Origin of the sequence: Kaistella gelatinilytica, from assembly GCF_015679325.1 — a bacterium.
Taxonomy (GTDB): Bacteria; Bacteroidota; Bacteroidia; order Flavobacteriales; family Weeksellaceae; genus Kaistella; species Kaistella gelatinilytica.
Window position 1 is genome coordinate 122,603 of sequence record NZ_JADPVI010000002.1, and the last position, 19,783, is coordinate 142,385.

General features: G+C 36.7%; 15 protein-coding genes and 1 pseudogene. 3 read left to right on the forward strand and 13 right to left on the reverse strand.

All coding sequences use genetic code 11. From position 1 onward, the window contains the following. Positions 1-102 precede the first annotated feature (102 nt). The 5 genes and pseudogenes from IV494_RS07855 to IV494_RS07875 all read right to left on the reverse strand — a co-directional run. Positions 103-654 (reverse strand): annotated as a pseudogene (locus IV494_RS07855) (30S ribosomal protein S16); the annotation flags it as partial. Between the two features lie 153 nt (positions 655-807). After that, positions 808-1,323: a hypothetical protein gene (locus IV494_RS07860; protein ID WP_196079616.1), complete on the reverse strand. Its 516-nt coding sequence runs from the start codon at positions 1,321-1,323 to the stop codon at positions 808-810. 110 nt (positions 1,324-1,433) lie between these two features. Continuing rightward, positions 1,434-3,704 carry a TonB-dependent siderophore receptor gene (locus tag IV494_RS07865; RefSeq protein WP_196079617.1) on the reverse strand — a complete coding sequence of 757 codons (2,271 nt, stop codon included), beginning with the start codon at positions 3,702-3,704 and terminating at the stop codon, positions 1,434-1,436. A 153-nt stretch (positions 3,705-3,857) separates the two neighbouring features. Further along, positions 3,858-5,234, reverse strand: coding sequence for an APC family permease (locus tag IV494_RS07870; RefSeq protein ID WP_196079618.1), 1,377 nt, complete (start codon positions 5,232-5,234; stop codon positions 3,858-3,860). 180 nt (positions 5,235-5,414) lie between these two features. Further along, positions 5,415-7,295 carry an ABC-F family ATP-binding cassette domain-containing protein gene (locus IV494_RS07875; RefSeq protein ID WP_196079619.1) on the reverse strand — a complete coding sequence of 627 codons (1,881 nt, stop codon included), beginning with the start codon at positions 7,293-7,295 and terminating at the stop codon, positions 5,415-5,417. Positions 7,296-7,572: 277 nt separating this feature from the next. On the opposite strand from IV494_RS07875, the gene IV494_RS07880 reads away from it, so the two are divergent. Further along, positions 7,573-8,391, forward strand: coding sequence for a carboxypeptidase-like regulatory domain-containing protein (locus IV494_RS07880; RefSeq protein WP_196079620.1), 819 nt, complete (start codon positions 7,573-7,575; stop codon positions 8,389-8,391). A gap of 65 nt (positions 8,392-8,456) precedes the next feature. Beyond that, positions 8,457-9,635 carry a thioredoxin family protein gene (locus tag IV494_RS07885; RefSeq protein WP_196079621.1) on the forward strand — a complete coding sequence of 393 codons (1,179 nt, stop codon included), beginning with the start codon at positions 8,457-8,459 and terminating at the stop codon, positions 9,633-9,635. A gap of 53 nt (positions 9,636-9,688) precedes the next feature. Here the strand turns inward: IV494_RS07885 and IV494_RS07890 are convergent, their stop codons facing one another. The 8 genes from IV494_RS07890 to IV494_RS07925 all read right to left on the reverse strand — a co-directional run bounded on the left by IV494_RS07890 (position 9,689) and on the right by IV494_RS07925 (position 18,620). Continuing rightward, positions 9,689-10,552, reverse strand: coding sequence for a glycoside hydrolase family 25 protein (locus IV494_RS07890; RefSeq protein WP_196079622.1), 864 nt, complete (start codon positions 10,550-10,552; stop codon positions 9,689-9,691). Between the two features lie 307 nt (positions 10,553-10,859). Next, complete coding sequence (locus tag IV494_RS07895; RefSeq protein WP_196079623.1) at positions 10,860-13,253, reverse strand: aldehyde dehydrogenase family protein; 2,394 nt, start codon at positions 13,251-13,253, stop codon at positions 10,860-10,862. Positions 13,254-13,591: 338 nt separating this feature from the next. Beyond that, a complete protein-coding gene (gene deoC, locus IV494_RS07900; protein WP_196079624.1) occupies positions 13,592-14,590 on the reverse strand; it encodes a deoxyribose-phosphate aldolase in 999 nt (332 codons plus the stop codon). A 150-nt stretch (positions 14,591-14,740) separates the two neighbouring features. Continuing rightward, complete coding sequence (locus tag IV494_RS07905; protein WP_196079625.1) at positions 14,741-15,211, reverse strand: Lrp/AsnC ligand binding domain-containing protein; 471 nt, start codon at positions 15,209-15,211, stop codon at positions 14,741-14,743. Between the two features lie 23 nt (positions 15,212-15,234). Next, on the reverse strand, positions 15,235-16,182 hold the full coding sequence (locus IV494_RS07910) for an endonuclease/exonuclease/phosphatase family protein (RefSeq protein ID WP_196079626.1): 948 nt from the start codon (positions 16,180-16,182) through the stop codon (positions 15,235-15,237). Between the two features lie 55 nt (positions 16,183-16,237). Beyond that, positions 16,238-16,912 carry a tRNA (guanosine(37)-N1)-methyltransferase TrmD gene (gene trmD / locus IV494_RS07915; protein ID WP_196079627.1) on the reverse strand — a complete coding sequence of 225 codons (675 nt, stop codon included), beginning with the start codon at positions 16,910-16,912 and terminating at the stop codon, positions 16,238-16,240. Continuing rightward, positions 16,909-18,171, reverse strand: coding sequence for an NAD(P)/FAD-dependent oxidoreductase (locus IV494_RS07920; RefSeq protein ID WP_196079628.1), 1,263 nt, complete (start codon positions 18,169-18,171; stop codon positions 16,909-16,911). Before IV494_RS07920 ends, trmD begins: the two co-directional genes overlap by 4 nt. Before the next feature lie 92 nt (positions 18,172-18,263). Continuing rightward, positions 18,264-18,620 carry a T9SS type A sorting domain-containing protein gene (locus tag IV494_RS07925; protein WP_196079629.1) on the reverse strand — a complete coding sequence of 119 codons (357 nt, stop codon included), beginning with the start codon at positions 18,618-18,620 and terminating at the stop codon, positions 18,264-18,266. Positions 18,621-18,742: 122 nt separating this feature from the next. Here IV494_RS07925 and hemB point away from each other — a divergent pair, with 122 nt between their 5' ends. After that, positions 18,743-19,735 carry a porphobilinogen synthase gene (gene hemB, locus IV494_RS07930; RefSeq protein ID WP_196079630.1) on the forward strand — a complete coding sequence of 331 codons (993 nt, stop codon included), beginning with the start codon at positions 18,743-18,745 and terminating at the stop codon, positions 19,733-19,735. The last annotated feature ends 48 nt before the right edge of the window (positions 19,736-19,783 follow it).

Genomic DNA, 19,783 nt, shown 5'->3' on the forward strand with positions numbered 1-19,783 from the left:
AACAGCAGCAGCGGCTTCACCTACTTTTTCAGCAACTGTTTCAACAGTTGATTTTTCTTCTTTTGGCTCTTCAATAACTTCAGCAACCGGCGCGTTTGCAGCTTCTTCAGCAGCTTTTGCTTCAGCAGCTTCAGCGGCTTTTGCATCTGCAGCAGCTTTAGCTTCTGCTTTTTGTGCATCTGCTTCTGCTTTCGCATCAGCTTCTACTTTTGCAGCAGCGTCTAATCTTGCCTGGTTTACTTTAGTTTCAGCGTCGAATGCTGCTTTTTTAGCATCATCTTTTGCTTTGCTCAAACCGTCTTTTTTACCAACAACTTGTTTTTCTTTTCCTTCTAACCAAGCTGCGAATTTGCTATCAGCTGCTTCCTGATCGAAAGCGCCTTTTGCTACTCCACCTTGTAAGTGTCTTTTGTAAAGAACTCCTTTGTAAGAAAGAATTGCACGAGCAGTGTCGGTTGGTTGTGCTCCATTGTCTAACCATTTTACAGCAGCATCAACGTTAAGTTCGATAACAGCTGGGTTAACTACAGGATTGTAAGTACCGATTTTTTCGATGAATTTACCATCTCTACTTGCTCTTGCATCGGCAACTACGATGTGGAAAAAAGGTTTTCCTTTTTTACCGTGTCTTTGTAATCTAATTTTTACTGACATAAATGTTTGATTTTGTGGGAACTCGTCCCGATTATTTATAAGGGTGCAAAGATAACCAAATTTTCTAATTTGACAACGGGATCAACTCTAAATTCGTTGAAATATTTAAAGTTTAAAATAAGTAAAATTTAATACTTCTAAAATCTCTTTTTTTTAAATAAAAACAAGAATAATTGCTAAAATCAAACCTCCAATGGTGTAATACATTCCCTGTCGAAACGCTTTTGATTTTACATTGAACATCCAAAAACTGGAGATTACAAAGAAAAATAAAGAGAGACCAAAAAATGTATTTAGGGGTGAAAGCGTGTCTTTTGATTGTGACTTGTGCAGTTGTGTCATTTTATTGAGAACGAAAGGAAGTTCTTTTTTTGAATATTTCGCTTCTCCGGTTGCCGAATTATAAGTTCCACCTTTGAAAAATAAAATGCCATTTTCTGTTTTTTTAACTTCGAAGCCTTTCATTTTAATTTCTTTACCGAGTGATTTTTCATCCAGATTTTTATCGAGAATTTTTTCATATTTTTTTTCCTGTTTAAGAAAATCGGTATCGCGATATACCATCAATACTCCACTGATTGCGTACACTGCCATAATTCCTGCCATGAAAAATCCTAAATATCGGTGAACAATTCTCATGAATGTTCGGGTGTTTTTAATTGCTGTCATCGTTTTCTGTTTTTTTGTTTTAATTCTTCTTGCTTTTCAACAAGAACAGCGGAAACCGAAATTCCCACTGTTTATGCTAACTGAATTTAATTGATATGATGAAGTGTTTTCTACAATTTATAGGTTAGAGTAACATAATAATTTCTAGGTGTAATCGGGTTCACAGAATAATTTTCGTGAACATTATAGTTAATCGTGTCAAATAAATTACCGACTTTTCCCTGAATTGAAAATTTACTCCAATCGTAACCAACAGATGCATTTACGGTAACGTAATCTTTAACATCGATCATTCTGGAAACACCGTTTCTTGAAATAACGGTTGATTTTGAATCATTCCAACCTGCCAATCGATCGCCAATGTAATACGCTCCAGCTCCGATTTTCAAACCTTTAATTTTATCAGTGAATTTATAGAAAATTGATGCGTTCGCAGTGGTTGCGGGAGTTCTAACCAATCTTTGTTTTTCAACATATCCATCTTCCGGAGTATCCAAATAAACTGAATTGTTATAAGAAACACCGCCAATGATCGAAAGATTTTTCGTTAGGTTCCCTGTAATATCTAACTCAACACCACGGCTTCTCATTTTTCCGGCGAATTCTTTTAAATTCGAATCTGGAGTTACAACTGCACCGGCTGTATTTTGGTACCAAAAACTTTGATAAGTGTTATTATTATCAATTTGATAGATCGATAAATTCACCGCTAAAGTATTATTCCAAAGATTTTTCTTAATTCCAATTTCATATTGGTCGACAGTGGTTGGTTTTATACCTTCTCTTGAAAGATTTTGCACTCTAGCCAGAATTTCTGCAGGAGCTCCAACTGTATTCAACGATCCTAAGGCAGAAGAAGTTTCACCAGCATTGGATACAAATGAGTTGGTATACGTTGCAAAAATCGATAAATTATCATTTGGCATATAAACCAGACCTAATTTAGGAGAAAGCGCCTGATCAGATGTTGCAGAGTTATTGGTAATACTTTTAACATTTGTCACAAAATTGGTATTGATCGTTGCCATATTTTCGATGTAAGACCAACGCAAACCTGCAATCACTTTGAATTGTTGGGTCAGACTAATAAAATCCTGCGCAAACACCCCAATTCTTCTGGTATTAATTCTGTTTCTGTTATTAAGGGTTGATGATGGCATTGCGACATTTCCCCAGGTTGAAGGGTCATCTAAATACAAAACGTTTCTTGTTGCTCCAAGAGTGTAAGCGTAAGAATCCGCTTGGTTATAATCCGCGTCAGTACCAAATAACACTTTATGGTTTATTTTTCCGGTATTAATTTCACCATTAATATTGATCTGACCAGAACCATAACTTTGTTCGTTATACGTTTTGTTGAATGGTCTTGTCCAGGATAAACGAGTTGCTGTAGGTGTTGCATAACTCCATTGTACTCTTTCCGAAGAAAAATAATCTTTCGTGTAATTCTGGTAAGACGCAATTGCATTTAAAGTCCAGCTCTCATTGAATTGATGATTGAAAGTAATATTTGTAGAAGCCTGTTGTACATTTTGATATTGCCAGTCTGCCCCGAAAAATACATTTCTTCCAACGGTATCATTTAACTTGTAACTTAGATCTTTGTTCGTGATAGAACCAATACCAAAATCTGGCGTGAAATCATTTTTCAAATAATCTGCTTCAACGATCAACTGGGATTTCTCCCCCAAATTGATTAAAAAAGAAGGATTAAAATAATATTTTGAAGAGGAAACGACATCACGAAAACTGTCTGCATATTCATAAGCGCCATCAACTCGAAAAGCAACTTTATCTGAAAGAGGACCGTAAAAATCTACAGTTGGTTTATAAGAATTCCAGCTTCCACCGCTTAATCCGATGCTTCCACCATAATTGAACCGGGGTTTTTTGGTGATCATATTGATGATTCCGCCTGCCGCAGTATTTCCATAAAGCATTGCATTGGCTCCTTTTAAGACCTCCACTCTTTCCAGACCGGAAACTTCAGGAAAAACACCACTGTTTACTCTTACCCCATTTTTAAAAATATTATCATTTCCAAGCGCGAAACCTCTCCCACCAAAACTGTCCTGCGAATTTCCTCTCGAGGAAGTAATATAAAGTCCGTTCACGTTTTGTAAAACATCGCTCAACTGTTTCGCTTGCTGTTGCTCAATGATCTCATGAGTAACAATGGCAATCGGTTGTGGATTTTCCATTATCGATAAATTCGACTTTGAGGAAAGTGGTCTTGCTGTATTGGGATTTCCCGTTTTATGCATATTGATATCCTCAATTTGCTGAACCCGAAGGGTATCACTTATCTGCTCAAACTTCATCTGTGCACCGATTGTCGAGACAATTAATAAGGCTCCAAGGGAAATGATCTGTTTTTTCATAGAACGTTTTTATTTAGACTGAATTAAAATAACAGCGCAAAAGTAAAAAACCATCTACTAACAGACAAGTCTATTTTGAATTATTCTAAATAAAATTAAGGGAAATTCGCTAAATCACTGAAAATGAGATTAATTTAAAGGAACTGATATTTATCAGTTTTTTCTCATCAGCAGAAATCCGGCAAGAATAAAAAGAATATTGATGATAAAATAAGTAATACCATTCGGTGCAGTCGCAGTTCCGAAGAGAACAACCAAGTTTCCTAAAACGGCAATCGTTGCCATCGTCGCTTTGAAAAACCGATTTCCGGGAAAAACATTCTTCTTTAAAAGTTGAAACAATCCTAAAAACAAAGCACCATTAACCAAATAAATAAAAACGATAGGGATCGCAGAAATATCAAAATTCCTCTCCGTAAAAAAAGGATGTGTATTGGTAAAATAATAAACAAGAATGTAAAAAATGATAATCGTAGTTCCAAAAACCGTACTGTTTACGGGCATTTTCGTTTTCTCATTCACTTTATCTAAGTTCAGAAATTTCTTCGACTTTTCTAAATTAGCGAATTGATAAGGCACCCGAATCGTGGCCAAAAGCAAACCATTTGACGTTCCCAAAACGGAAATAATAATGAAAAGTTGCATAATCAAAGCGCCGGAATTCGAAGCGATCTTTCTTGCAAACTCTGTGATATAAGTATCTTTTAGTTGAATGATCTCATTACCGCTCATTCGGAAAACGATCCCTAAATAATAGGCGATATAAATAACCATCACCGAAATAGTTCCTATAATTAAGGCTTTCGGAAGGTTTTTACTTGAATTTTTGATCTCACCAGAAATCTGCGTCGCAATATACCAACCATCAAATGCAAAAGAAATTGGGATAAAACTCGCTGCAACCAAAAGAATAAACGACTGATTTTGCAATCCATTTCCTACTTCAGAAAAAGTATTCACCTGATTCACATCTCCTTTAAATAAACTTAAAATTCCCAGAGAAGCGATCAATATTAAAGGCATTACTTTCAAAACAGTGGTCAACTGTTGGAAAATCCCACTGCTTCTCGGACGGAAAATATTAATGAAAAAGAAGATGATCAAATTAACAAAACCAATTAAAGCAAAATGTAAAAACGTTGGTTCGAAATTCATAAATTCTGCGAGCAGATGCGCAATATAAATCCCGGAAACCGTGAAAAGAACGGCGGTAAGCGCCGGATAAAACAAACTCATATACATCCAGCCTACAAAATAACTTGCTGTTTCACCAAATCTATAGTTGACGTAACTTAAAATTCCGCCATCTTTTGGTAAGATTTCAGCATAGTTCGCCATAGAAATCCCCGCAAAAACAACACTGATCCCAACAATTAAGAAACCTAAAAGTCCTGCTAGAATATTTCCCTGTGTTGCCTGTAAAACATCATCAACTTTGAAGAAAATGCCGGATCCAATTACTTGTCCGATAACCATAGAAATGGCTGTGAATAATCCGTATTTGGCTTCTAGTTTTTGGTCGTTGCTCATCGTAAAATATAGTAATGGGATTTTGAAAGAATTGTTTGTTACAAAGAAAGTGAAAGCTTTTTAGATACAAAAATAACAACTAATTAAAAATGAAATACTTGAATTCGTGCCTTTTAATACAATAAAAAAGAACGGGCAAAAACCCGTTCCTTTATTTTAAATCTTCTATTTATATAAAAATTAATCCTGAAGTTCTAACCAGCGCATTTCTAGTTCCTGAAGTTTATCTGCAATGGTTTCGAGCTTTTTAGAAAAATCTGCGATCTTACCGTAATCACTTTCATTGTTCAACTTTTCCAGAATTTCTGCTCTTTCTTTTTCCAACTTCGGCATTTCTTTATCGATGTCTTTTAATTCCTGCTGCTCTTTGAAAGTCAATTTTTTCGCAGCAACACTTGGTGTTGAAGTTTGCACGGCTTCAACTTTCTTCGGAATTTCAATGATTGGAGCAGCAACTTTCTCGTTTTTCTCCTGCGATTTCTTTTCACGATATTCGGTGAAATTACCCACGAAATCTTTAATCACTCCATCGCCTTCAAAGGCTAAAACGTGATCAACAATACGGTCCATGAAATATCTATCGTGCGAAACGATAATTAAACTTCCCTGGAATTGCAAAAGGAAATTTTCTAGAACTGTTAAAGTTGGCAGATCCAGATCATTTGTCGGCTCATCGAAAATCAAGAAATTCGGATTCTGATACAAGACATGCATCAAATGCAGACGACGTTTTTCACCACCCGACAATTTTGAGATCGGCGCATATTGCGTTTGATCATCAAATAAGAAAAGACGCAAAAACTGCGATGCAGAAATCGTTCTTCCGTTTGCCAATGGGAAATTTTCTGAAATATCTTTGATAAAGTCAATCACTCTTTGATCTTCTTTATATACTAAACCTTTCTGCGCGAAATAACCAAATTTAATGGTTTCTCCCGTTTCGATGGAACCGGAATCATACGGTTCAAAACCTTGAATAATATTGAGAAGCGTAGATTTTCCTGCCCCGTTTTTCCCAACAATTCCTACTTTTTCACCACGCTGAAACTGGTAAGAAAAATCTTTTAATAATAATTTTTGTCCGAAACTTTTGCTGATATCATGTAATTCTAAAATCTTTGTCCCAAGACGTTTCATTTTAAAATCAAGCTCCAGTTTTTCTTTTCTGGTATCGGTTTTTGCCACTTTTTCAGTTTCGTAAAAATCGCTTTGTCGAGATTTAGATTTCGTAGTTCTCGCTTTCGGTTGACGACGCATCCACTCTAACTCTTTTCTGTAAAGGTTTTGCGCCTTATCAATCGTCGAATTCATATTGTCTTCGCGAATGATCTTATTTTCTAAATAGGTCGCATAACTTCCGTTGTGAACGTACATATTGAAATCTTCAATTTCCCAGACAATATCACAAACTGCATCCAAGAAATACCTGTCGTGCGTTACCAAAAGCAAAGTTACCATCGCTTTCTGAAGATAATTTTCCAGCCATTCTACCATATCAACATCAAGGTGATTGGTCGGCTCATCCATAATAATCAATGTATGACGGTGTTGAGCGCGCGTTTCAACCAAAAGTTTTGCCAGCGCAACTCTTTTGATCTGACCTCCGGAAAGTGTTTTCATTTTCGATGTCAAATCTGTAATTTTCAACTGACTCAAAATCTGACTCATCTCATTTTCCAGATCCCAGGCTTCGTGAATTTCCATTTCATTCAGCGCTTTATCCATATCATCCGGATTTTCTGAAACCAAAGCATGATGATAATTTTTCAACGCCATGATCGGTGCAGAATCCAAAGTCATCATAAATTCTTCAACATTCAATTCGCCTTCAAAATCGATTTCCTGATCGAACAAAACGACCTGAATATCTTTGTTGATCGCAACTGTTCCCGAATCTGCAATTTCTTTACCCATCAAAATTTTGAGCAAAGTCGATTTACCGGAACCATTTTTGGCAACGATCGCAATTTTATCACCTTCGTTAATATGGAAAGTAATATCCCGGAAAAGCGTTTTTACTCCGTAAGATTTCGTAAGATTTTCGGCTGAAATGTAATTCATTATATATAGGAATGGATGATTTTTGAAAGGTGCAAAAGTACGGAAATTAAATGGCTCTATTTTCTTCTATTTTTGGGCGCCTGTTTCCGCCCTCCATTCCCGCTATTTTTATTTTTCCGGAAAAAATAAAAATGAGCTCCATTCAGGTCGGGGCGGAGATTTGGCTTAAAAGTCAATTTTCTGTTATTAAGATAAATATAACTTTCATTCGATATTGTTTAACAATTCATTAGGACATTATTATTAATAATTATCTAATATTTGCCGAAATTAATATATGAACAAAGCACCTTTACTCTTTCTCCTCTTTTTCGGTTTCTTAATGAACGCGCAAATCATCGCCGGAAAAATCCTGTCCAAAGAAGAAAACCAGCCAATTCCTTACGCAAAAATTGGAATCGACAATCACAATGCAGGTTCGATCGCAGACGATAAAGGAAATTTCAAAATCGACTTGACAGCTGTTGACCAAAAGAAAAATCTACAAGTTGAAGTTGGCGGTTTCGAAAAATTCACGATTTCCGTAGAAAAATTTCTAAAACAAAATCCACAAACTATCTTTTTGGTTGAAAAGGTAAAAGACATTGAAGAAGTAAAAATTAATCCCGCAAAATTCGACAGAAAAAATTGGGGAATTACAACGAAAACAAAAAGGATAATGATCGGTCATAATCCATCGAAAGAAAGTGGCGATCAGTCAAAAGAAGTTGCCATGCTTTTTAAGACGAATAAAAAGACGAAAATTGAAAAGATCAACATTAATATTTCAAGTTTTGAAAGCGATAAACCTGTCTTTATACGATTTACGGTTTATGATAGAAATTTAAACCCAATTCTTACCGAAGATTTGCACGACGAAATTACTTCAGATAAAATTATAGATGACACTTATAATTTTGATGTCTCAAAAAACAACATTTGGGTGAAAGATAATTTCTATGTGGGAATTCAGCTGTTGAGTAACTTTAATGGTCGATTTTATATGAGTGGTGCATTGATGGGAAATAAAACTATTTACAGAAAGTATCTGGGAGAATGGCAAAACATTCCTATGGTAAGTCCGGCAATTAATCTCGACGTGAAAGTTCAAAAATAAATACCACTTTTAATCGTCTTTTACACAGAATACATTATTTTAGCATCCTAATAAATTTAAAAAAAATGAAGAAAACATCATTACTCTTACTTGTCCTTTTCAGTATCATTACTTTCGCTCAGGGAATGAAATTCGAAGACAATAAATCTTTCACCGATCTTCTCGCAGTTGCAAAAAAAGAGAATAAATTACTTTTTGTAGATGCATTTACCACCTGGTGCGGACCTTGCAAACTGATGGCAAAAAACGTTTTCCCACAACCGACTGTTGGTGAATTTTACAATGCCAATTTCATTAATTCTAAAATTGATATGGAAAAAGGCGAAGGAATCGATCTGGCAAAAAAATATAATGTGAGAGCGTATCCAACTTATCTTTTCATCAATGGAGACGGAGAATTGATTCACAGAGTGACTTCTTATTATGAGCCGGAAGAATTTATCAACGTAGGAAAAGATGCGGTAGATCCTTCTAAACAAATGGGAGCGCTTAAAACGAAATATGAAGCTGGAAATAAAGATCCGGAATTCCTGAAAAGTTTTATCAAAGTTTTCGCTTTTGCAGATCCTGATTTAGCAAGCAAAGCAGCAGCGAAATATTTTGCGGGCAAAAAAGCAGAGCCTTTGACTCAGGAAGATTTTTCTTATTTGTTCTCATTAACGAAAGACAGTACTTCACCACTTTATCCGGAATTTATTTCCCGTAAAGCGGAATTGATAAAAGTAATGCCCGAAGAAAGTTATAATAAAACGCTCGAAAACTTTAAGTTGAACGCCTTATTCAATTCGTCTTACGATAAAACGACGAAGGTTTTCGATGAGAAAAAATACGCTTCAGAAGCGAGAAAAACCATGTCGGAAGAGCAGGTAAAAACATTGGTTCTGAAAACAAAAATGCGAATTGCTGCGGGTACAAAAAACAACGCGGAGTACGAAAAACTTGCTTTAGAATATTACAAAGACGGAGCATCATCAACTTTTACTTCAGACGAGTTGAATACGGTAGCTTGGAACTTTTTTGAAAACACCACTAATAAAGTGGCTTTAGAAAAAGCTGTTCTTTGGGCAAAACAATCTGTAAAACTTGCTGAAAGTTATGCCAATACTGATACCGTTGCAAATCTTTATTTCAAAATAGGCGATAAAGCAAACGCAAAAACGTGGGCAGCCAAAGCAATTGAATTAGCAAAGAAAGAAGGTGAGGAATATGCAGAAACTCAGGCTTTATTTGACAAGGTTAAATAAAAAACCAATTCATTTATTATAGAAAAGGATGCTGAAAAGCATCCTTTTTTTTGTTAATCTAAAGTCAATCTTTTTAGGGACCATAGATTTCCATTGTAAACATTCAGATCAACTTTGGTATTGATTCCATAGACGATTCCGTTTTCTGTGAACTGCCAGATCTTCCAGTCAGCGTCGGGCGAAGGTTGCGGAACATCGTTATAATTGGCCAACCAAATTGGATAATCGTCGAATTCGCCTTTAAGAAAATCTTTGTAATAATGATAATAGGTGTAAATGATAGGTTTCACGCCATAAGTTTCCTCCACAATTCTACACCAGATCTTAAGGTCTTCAATGAGTTTTTTGGTAGATTTCCGTCTCGGGATTTTCTCAATATCTAAAATTGGCGGTAAATCTCCCGCTTCTAATTTTACATTGGCCAGAAAATTATTGGCCTGCATCACAGGATCTTCATCGGCTCTGTAAAAATGATACGCACCCCGAATGAGCTTATGCTTTTTTGACAAATGCCAGAATTCATCGAAATGTTTATCCGCAGATCTATTGCCCATTGTTGCGCGAAGAACCACGAATTCTATAGGGATCGTCCGGTTTCCAATACTTAAACTATCCCAGGTAATATCTTCTTTTCTTTGGTAATGAGACACATCCATCCCGAAAGTTTTATCGGCATAATCACCGATAATTCGGTTGATCCTGTTTTCTTCAGTTTCAGAATTCGACAATTTTTTATGTTCGAATTTATTGAAATACATGGCGTAGTAAAAGGAAATTTTCTGCTTCAAATACAATCCTGTTCCCAACAAGGCAATCGCCAAAAACAGCAGTAAAATCTCACGACGCAGAAGAAAATGTCTTTTGCGCTTTTTGTGAATTTTGCGGGTTATTTTTCTTTTAACAGTTCTCTTCGCCATCGGTTTGCAAAAATAGATTTTTTGAGGACAAAAAACCATGAAAATTTTCTTGTTGAGACTTAAACCACAAATCTGTTTGACACATTAGTCACATTAGTTTTATTAAAAGTTTTCTAAGTAAAAGTTCACATTAGTTTTATGTTTCAAATTTCCGAAGGAAATCTTAATGCTCTTAATTCTTTACCTGTAATCTTTATGCTTAGAGAATTTTACTTTTCGTCAAATCTCTCGCAGAATACGCATATTTCTGTCAATAGAAAAGCCACGAAAAAATATCGTGGCTTTATTTTTATTGTTATTAAAATTTCTAAGCTCCGTAAGGAATCCAGATGTTTTTAATTTCTGTTGCGTGTCTTAAAAATTCCTGACCTTCCCCATGTTTTGGATTCAACCAGTTTCTGTATTTACCGAAATTGACCCAAGAACGCTTCATAGAATCGGTGGATAATAATTCGATATTTTTACTTCCTTCCGCAGTTCCAAAATACCAAATCCCTTCAACATTATAATGTTTCGCGAGTTCGTTGGCTAATTCTTCTTTTGGTCCGGTGATGATATTTACCGTTCCTGCAGGAACATCTGATGTTTCTAAAATCTGATAGAAATCGGTTGCCGAGAACGGATGTTTTTCAGAAGGAATGACCACCACTCTATTCCCCATCGCAATCGCTGGAATTACGGTAGAGATAAATCCTAATAATGGATTTTCATCCGGGCAAATTATGGCCATTACTCCAATTGCTTCGGGCATTGCTAAAGTTACCATTCTTTGAACGGTAGAATGTGCTGCTCCATCGTATTTGTCGGCATAAGCGGCGTAAGTATAAATTCTTTCAATTGATTTCTCAACCTCATCTTGTGCAGATTCTAAAGATTGATTCGTCATTTCAACAATTCTTTCTGCAAATTCTTCTGAACGGATGGCTAAATTTTCAGAGATATAATATAAAACCTGGGCTCTTGCATGACCTGTCATTCCGCCCCAAGATTTTTCTGCATGTGCTGCTTCTACCGCATTTCGGATATCTTTTCTGTTTCCTTCTGAAACTTCACCGATATATTCACCAAACGCATTTTTGATTTCAGTACTGTAACCTCCATCCGGACGCGCTTGTTTTCCACCGACGTACATTTTTGTGGTACGGTCGATTTCTGCTAAAGTATTTTTTGCTTTTTTACCCTCTTTTGGTTTTTCAGTTTTCGGCAAAATTGGTTTTGAGGTAAATTCTGCTTCCACTCTAGGTTTCAAGTATTCATGCAAACCTTCTTTTCCTCCTTCTCTACCAAAACCTGATTCTCTGTAACCTCCAAATCCTGCAGCAGCGTCAAACTGATTCGTACAGTTGATCCAAACGCTTCCTGCTTTAATTTTCGGTGCGATATCTAAAGCTAAATTGATATTTTCTGTCCAAACTGAAGAAGCCAAACCGTATTTTGTATTATTCGCCAAAGCCACGGCTTCTGAATGTGAACGGAAAGTCATGGCGACTAAAACCGGTCCGAAGATTTCTTCCTGCGCAATTACAGCACTTGTTGGAACGTCGGTAAATAAAGTGGGTGGATAAAACCAGCCGTTTTCCGGAACACCATTTTTGGGTTGGTAAATGGTACAACCTTCATCAATTCCAATTTGCACCATATCCTTAATGGTTTTCAATTGAATTGGATCAACGATTGAACCCATGTCAACTGCTTTATCCATTGGATCGCCGATACGAAGCGTTTCCATTCTTGCACGAAGTTTTTTGTAGAAAACCTCTGAAACTGATTCCTGAATTAACAATCGAGAACCTGCGCAACAAACTTGTCCCTGATTAAACCAGATGGCATCAACAATTCCTTCAACTGCTGAATCTAGATCTGCATCTTCAAAAACAATGAATGGTGATTTTCCGCCTAATTCTAATGATATTTTTTTACCTGTTCCGGCAATATTTGTTCTTAAGATTTTACCAACTTTGGTAGAACCTGTGAAAGCAACTTTCTGAATGTCTTTATGGTTAACCAAAGCATTTCCGGCAACGGTTCCACGACCAGTAACTATATTGACAACTCCTTTTGGCAAACCAACTTTCTCACAGATCTTTGCAAAAAGCAAAGCGGTTAAAGAAGTATATTCAGCTGGTTTTAAAACAACGGTATTTCCCATTGCTAAAGCCGGAGCTACTTTCCAGGAAAGCATCATTAAGGGAAAGTTCCAGGGAATGATCTGACCGACAACGCCAACTTCCTGGTAATCTCTGAATTCGGTGTCCATCAATTTTGCCCAGCCTGCGTGGTGATAGAAATGTCTGGCAACGATTGGAATATCAATATCACGGGTTTCGCGAATTGGTTTTCCGTTGTCTAAGGTTTCAAGAACAGCAAAAAGTCTGGAATGTTTTTGAATCTGTCTTGCAATCGCATATAAATATTTTGCACGTTCAAATCCACCAATTGCAACCCATTCCGGCAATGCTTTGTTCGCAGCTTTTACTGCTTTGTCAACATCGGTTTCGTCGGCTTCGGCAATTTTTGCTAAAAACTCTTTATTGGAAGGATTATTGGAATCCATGTATTTCTTAGCGTTTGGTTTTACCCATTCTCCGCCGATGAAAAGGTCAAAAATTCTGTTGTGATTTTCTAAAAATTCCACAGCAGCAGCTGCACTTTCTGGAGCGGGACCGTAAACCATGGTGTCGTATATTTCTTTGATTTCCATTTTTATGAGGTGTTGATGTGATGTTGCGGAAATTTTAACCACAAAAGTCACAAAAGTTTTTATTTTTTAAGTTTTTCAAAAGAGCAAAATAGTGTTATGTCTCTACTCAGTCAAAAATCTAAGTCTTTGTTTTACAAAATTATTGTCTTTCTATCTCTCACTGCGCCCCGGCTTGAACGGAGCTCTTTTTGTGTAACGAAGTGAAACAAAAAAGCGGGAGTGGAAGACGGAAAAAGGCGCCCTACTTCGACAGGCTCAGTAACCGTACTTCGACAAGCTCAGTAACCGTACTTCGACAACAGGCTTATTAACCGTACTTCGACAGGCTCAGTAGACGATTATGCCATCGGATGTCTGAATCCTGCGCTGTATCGTCCGGTTACGAAATGTTCTAATTGTCGCTCGATGTCGCCCAATAGGGAACTTGCGCCAAATCGGAATAAGTCTGGAGTCAACCAGTCATCGCCTAATTCTTCTTTTAATAATATTAAATAATCGAGGGCTTGTTTTGCTTTTTGAATTCCGCCGGCTGGTTTGTAACCGATCTTCACGCCTGTTAATTCGTAGTAATCGCGAATACATCGCATCATCACCAAACTCACGGCTAAAGTGGCATTGACTGATTCTTTGCCTGTTGATGTTTTGATGAAATCTGAACCTGCCATCATGGCGACCCAGGATGCTTTTGCTACTTTGGTGTAAGTAGGGATTTCGCCTGTTGCCAGAATGGTTTTCATGTGCGCATCGCCACAAGCTTGTCTGCATAATTTGATCTCATCGTAAAGTTCTTTCCACTTGGATTCTAAAACCAGATCACGGGAAATAACGATGTCGATTTCGGTTGCTCCGGCTGCGACAGATTTTTTTATTTCTGTAATTTTATCTTCGAGGGAAATTTTACCTGCAGGAAATCCTGTAGAAACTGCGGCAATTGGTATTGACGTGCCCTTTAAAGCTTCTTTTGCAAAGGGAATTAAATTGTGATAGACGCAAACTGCACCGGTCGTCAAATTCGCGTTTTCCATTCCTAAAATTTGCAAGATATCTGCACGAACGGGATTTTTAGCTTTTTCACAGAGGCGCATTACGTTTCCGCGGGTGTCGTCTCCCGCTAAAGTCGTCAAATCGATCATTGAAATTGCTTTCAATAACCAGGCTGCCTGAAATTCTTTTTTCACACTTCTTCTTCCGCCTAAGGTTGAAACCCGTCTTTCGATCGCGCTTCGGTTGATATTGATTGCGTCGAAATATTTGGTATTGAAAGGTAAACCGGGGTTTCTTTCTTCGGTATGCAATTGAACAGGTTGCGTATGATTTTTTTCCATTACTTTAGTCATGAATCAAAAATTTTAATAAAAATTAGGATGGTAAATTTAACCAATTCTAAGCAATTTACTGCAATTGGTTTTGAAAATTAGCTTCATCTCATCAAAAAAAATACACTCCCGAAGAAATGTATTTTATTATTTATGAGAAGTTTAAGGACATCAAACTTTTAACTGACGGTTTATACTTTGTTCTAAAGAAATAAAAGTTTCCGTTCTTGTCACTCCTTTCATTTTTTGAAGTTTGTTCAAAATTTCCATCAAATGATCGTTGTCGCGGCAGAGAACTTTTAGGAAAATAGTATAATTTCCTGTGGTGTAATGCGCTTCTACTACTTCATTCACATCGTTCAATGCTTTGATCGTATCTTGATAATGGCTTGGTTGTTCCAAAAACATTCCTATGAATGAAACTACTTTGAAACCAATTTTTCGTGGATTCAGAAAAGAGATAGAGTTCTCAATTACTCCGGCCTGCTCCAGCTTCTTAATTCTTTGATGTACTGCAGTCGTAGAAATCCCGACGTTTTTGGAAATATGCGCCAAAGAAGTTTTGGCATTATCCATCAACATATAAATGATCTGTTTATCGACTGTATCTAAATGATAACCGGTGTTTGTTGCGTTTTTCACTTATTTTAAATATTTTAACTTGTTTACAAAAATTCTACTAAAACAGGAAAATGGTCACTGTAACCACCAAGGTATCTTGTGCCTGCAAAAGTTCGGAAAGGTTTTCCTTTAAAATTACCTTCCCAGTTCGCTAATTTTGGATGATTGAAAACTTTTGCTTCTTTAAATTGTAAAGCAGAGTTTCCATCAAAAAAATTATTTGACAGCAGAATTTGGTCAAAAAGCAAGCCATCTTTATAGTAAAATGTGGAAAAATTTTTATTTTCGAACAATTCGAGAGACGGATTCGTCAGTATTTTACTTAAATCGTCATCATAAAGAAGATTCTTTATATTTTCATCATCGGGATTTTCATTGAAATCTCCACAAATAAGAACCGCTTCTTCTGTTTTTGAAATGATGTTCATAACCTTGCCGCGAACGTCATTTAAGATATACTGACGTTTGGGTTTATTCACATCTTTTTCCCTCTTTGACGGGAGATGCAAGACGAAAACATTGATGATTTCCGCTGCATATTTGATCCTGCAATGTAAAATATCTCTTGTAGTGTCGTAATTCGCAGGATTGTTGTCTTCAATTTCGAAAAAATAGGTGATGGGTTCGGAGGAAAGAATCTCGATCTTACTTTTGTCGTACAACAAAGCGACATCAACTCCTCTTTCATCCATCGAATCGTAATGAATAACGCCATATTCAGAATTAAAGGGCGGCATCGTAATCAATTCATCCAGAGGCGCTTGTCCTTGAATTTCTGACAAACCGATCAGCATTGGAAGGACTTCTTCAGTCTCCCGCATCAACTCGAAAACGTGTGCAATTTTGAATAACTTGTTCTTATATTTTTTTTCGTCCCAATTTCTTAGTCCAGAAATGGTAGGGTCTAATCGATGATTTGGAGTGGGATCGGGAGAAAATAAATTTTCTACATTATAAAAAGCAATAAGCCCTTTTCTTTCATTATTTTCCATTGAAATTTGAACGCGTATTTGTCAAATATAAAAAAAATAATTCATTATGGATGAATTATCTTAAAATATCAGGTCTCTTTTCTTCCGTTATTTTCACGGCTTGTTCATGAAGCCAGTCTTCAATTTTCCGGGAATTTCCGCTCAATAAAATTTCAGGAACTTTCATTCCTTTGTATTCGAAAGGTCTCGTATAAATAGGTGGAGAAAGAAGATTATCTTGGAAACTATCGGTTAAGGCACTTTGCTCATCGTTTAAAACGCCGGGAACAAGCCGAATGATCGAATCAGCCAAAACGCAGGCCGCTAATTCACCGCCCGTCAGAACATAGTCACCGATCGAAATTTCTTTGGTAATATGCATTTCCCTAACTCTTTGATCGATTCCTTTATAATGTCCACAAAGAAAAATTAAATTATTTTTTAGAGAAAGTGTATTGGCTATCTTTTGATTTAAAGTTTCTCCATCCGGCGTCAAATAGATGACCTCATCATAATTACGCTGAGATTTCAATTCAGAAATACAATGATCCAAAGGTTCGATCATCATGACCATTCCGGCAGAACCACCGTAAGGTTCATCGTCGACTTGCCTGTGTTTTCCTAAGCCAAAATCTCGCAGCTGGTGAAAGTGGACTTCTACAACTCCTTTATCAACCGCTCTTTTTAAAATTGATGCTTTAAAAGGGCTCTCCATTAATTCAGGCAAAACACTTATGATATCAATTCTCATTGTTCGGTATTATTTTTTCTGTTTGGAATGATGATCAGACGCAGGGAGGAATCTCTGTTGATATAACTCCACATCCAGTTAAAGAATATGGCAAGCTTGTTTCTTACGGACAAAATGAGCATTAAATGGAGGAACATCCAAAAATACCACGCAAGAAAACCTTGAAATTTAAATCCAGGCAGATCAACAACTGCACGGTGCTTTCCGATGGTTGCCATGCTTCCCTGATCTTTATATTCGTACTCCACCCAATCTTTTTCCGAATTTTTAAGGAGATTTGCTGCTAAATTAGTTCCCTGATGAATTGCCACATTTGCTACTTGTGGGTGAGCGTCTGGATATTTGGGAGTTTCCATATGCGCAATATCACCAATTGCAAAAATATTTTTATAACCATTAACTCGGTTGAAACGATCGGTTTTGTAGCGGTTTCTGATAACGATTTCAGGATTTAAACCTTCAATTACATTACCAGTAACTCCTGCGGCCCAGATCACATTATTGGAGGGAATACTTTTCCCACTTTTCATGGTTACTCTATCGCCGTCATAATCGGTTACAAACTCATCACTCATTAATTGAACACCAAGTTCCTTCAAATATTGTTCTGATTTATCCTGAGCTTCTTTACTCATCACGCTCAAAGGCATTTCTGTAGAACTGATCAATATAATTTTCAGATCATCAAAATTCATGTGCGGATAATCTCGTGGAAGAATATCTTTTTTCATCTCGGCAAACGCTCCGGCTAGTTCAACTCCCGTCGGTCCGCTTCCAACGATGACGATATTCCAATTTCCGTCATCTGATCTGCTTTTCTCAATAATTAATTTCTCGAAGGTTAAGAGAATATTATTTCTAATGGAAATGGCTTCCTGCGTATTCTTCATCCCATAAGTAAGATGAGCCATTTTTTCGTTACCAAAGAAATTGGTTTTGCAACCAGTGGCGATGACGAGTTTATCGTAAGTAAATTCTGCTTCAGCGGTGATGATCTTATTCTGTTCAGGAACGATTTTCTGAACTTCGACCATACGGTACTGGATATTCCGGGAGCGCTGAAAAATTTTCCGGAAAGGAAAAGAAATATTACTGGGTTCGATCCTTCCGCATGCAACCTGATAGAAAAGCGGCTGAAACATGTGGTGATTCACCTTATCAATAACTAATACTTTTTTACGTTTTTTATTTAGTGCTTTTGCCAATTGAAGTCCAGCAAAGCCTCCACCAATAATCACAATTTTCTCCCTTGTTTCCATACTACAAAATTAGGGAATTTTTTACAGTTCAAAAGCGTGGATCGGAAGGTGATTTAAATAAAAAAAATCCTTCGTGAAAAGGATTTGATTTTTTATTGTTTGATTATTTGGGTGACTTTCTGCGTGTTATCACTCAAGGTATATTTCATGAGATATTTTCCTGGTCTCAACTTATCCAATCGAATTTCACCGGAATTCATATTAACGACATATTCTGCAACCTGCATTCCTAATATAGAGTAAAAGGTAACCGATTTAACTTTTAAATTGCTGTCTTTTGATTTTACTATTATAAAATCTTTCGCTGGATTTGGAAAAGCCATCAAAACTCCATCATCGGATTTTTGTGCTGATGCAACTGGTTCTCTGCTAATAGATTGCGCGGAAACTGATCCCGAGAAAACTGTTAAACTGCCAATAAATATCAAAGAAAATAATAATTTTTTCACCTTATAACGCTTTAAATTTTATAATATCCTTACAAATGTAAGAATTTAGTCTAAGTACACAATAGTTTTTTAATAAAACTATAATTAAATTTGCAGCAGTTAAATCAAATACTATTCCAATAATGATTATCTATTCCAGAAACCGAAGATTACGTACAAGTGCTTCCATGCGGGCTTTAGTACAGGAAACAGTTCTTACCACCAACGATTTTGTAATGCCCATATTTGTAATGGAGGGCGAAAATAAGCAGGAAGCAATTGCCTCAATGCCGGGGATTTATAGGCGGACATTAGATCTTACGGTGAAAGAATGTCAGGAATTATTTTCTCTGGGTGTAAAAGCTGTTAATCTTTATATGAAAGTTTCAGAAAACTTGAAGGATAATCGCGGAACTGAATCCTGGAATAAGAATGGTTTGATGCAAAACACCATTAAAGCGATAAAAGATGCCGTTCCAGAAATGATCATTATGCCCGATGTTGCTTTGGATCCCTACTCGATCTATGGTCACGACGGAATTATCACGAACGGAAAAATCGACAACGACGCAACAAATGATGCGTTGGTCAAAATGTCAGTTTCGCACGCAGAAGCAGGTGCCGATATTGTAGCGCCAAGTGATATGATGGATGGCCGCGTTGCTGCGATCAGAACCGGATTAGAAGAAAGTGGCTTTACCGATGTTGGAATTTTAAGTTACGCTGCAAAATACGCGAGTTCTTTTTATGGACCTTTCCGAAGTGCTTTAGATTCAGCGCCTGTTGATAATCAGGATATTCCAAAAGATAAAAAAACCTATCAAATGGATTTTCATAATTCACGGGAAGCAATCGATGAAGTTTTGAAAGATGTGGCGGAAGGTGCAGATATCATTATGATCAAACCGGGAATGCCTTATCTGGATATTGTGGCAAAAGTTCGCGACGTCATCGATCTTCCAATTGCAGTTTATAATGTAAGCGGCGAATATGCGATGTTGAAAGCTGCGGCTCAAAATGGTTGGTTAGACAATGACAAAGCCATTATTGAAAGTTTAACGTGTATCAAAAGAGCCGGTGCAGATATGATTTTCACGTACGCTGCGAAGGAAGCTGCGATTCTTTTAAACAACTAAGAACAATTTAAGACAAAAAAAGAGCTTCTATAATTAGAAGTTCTTTTC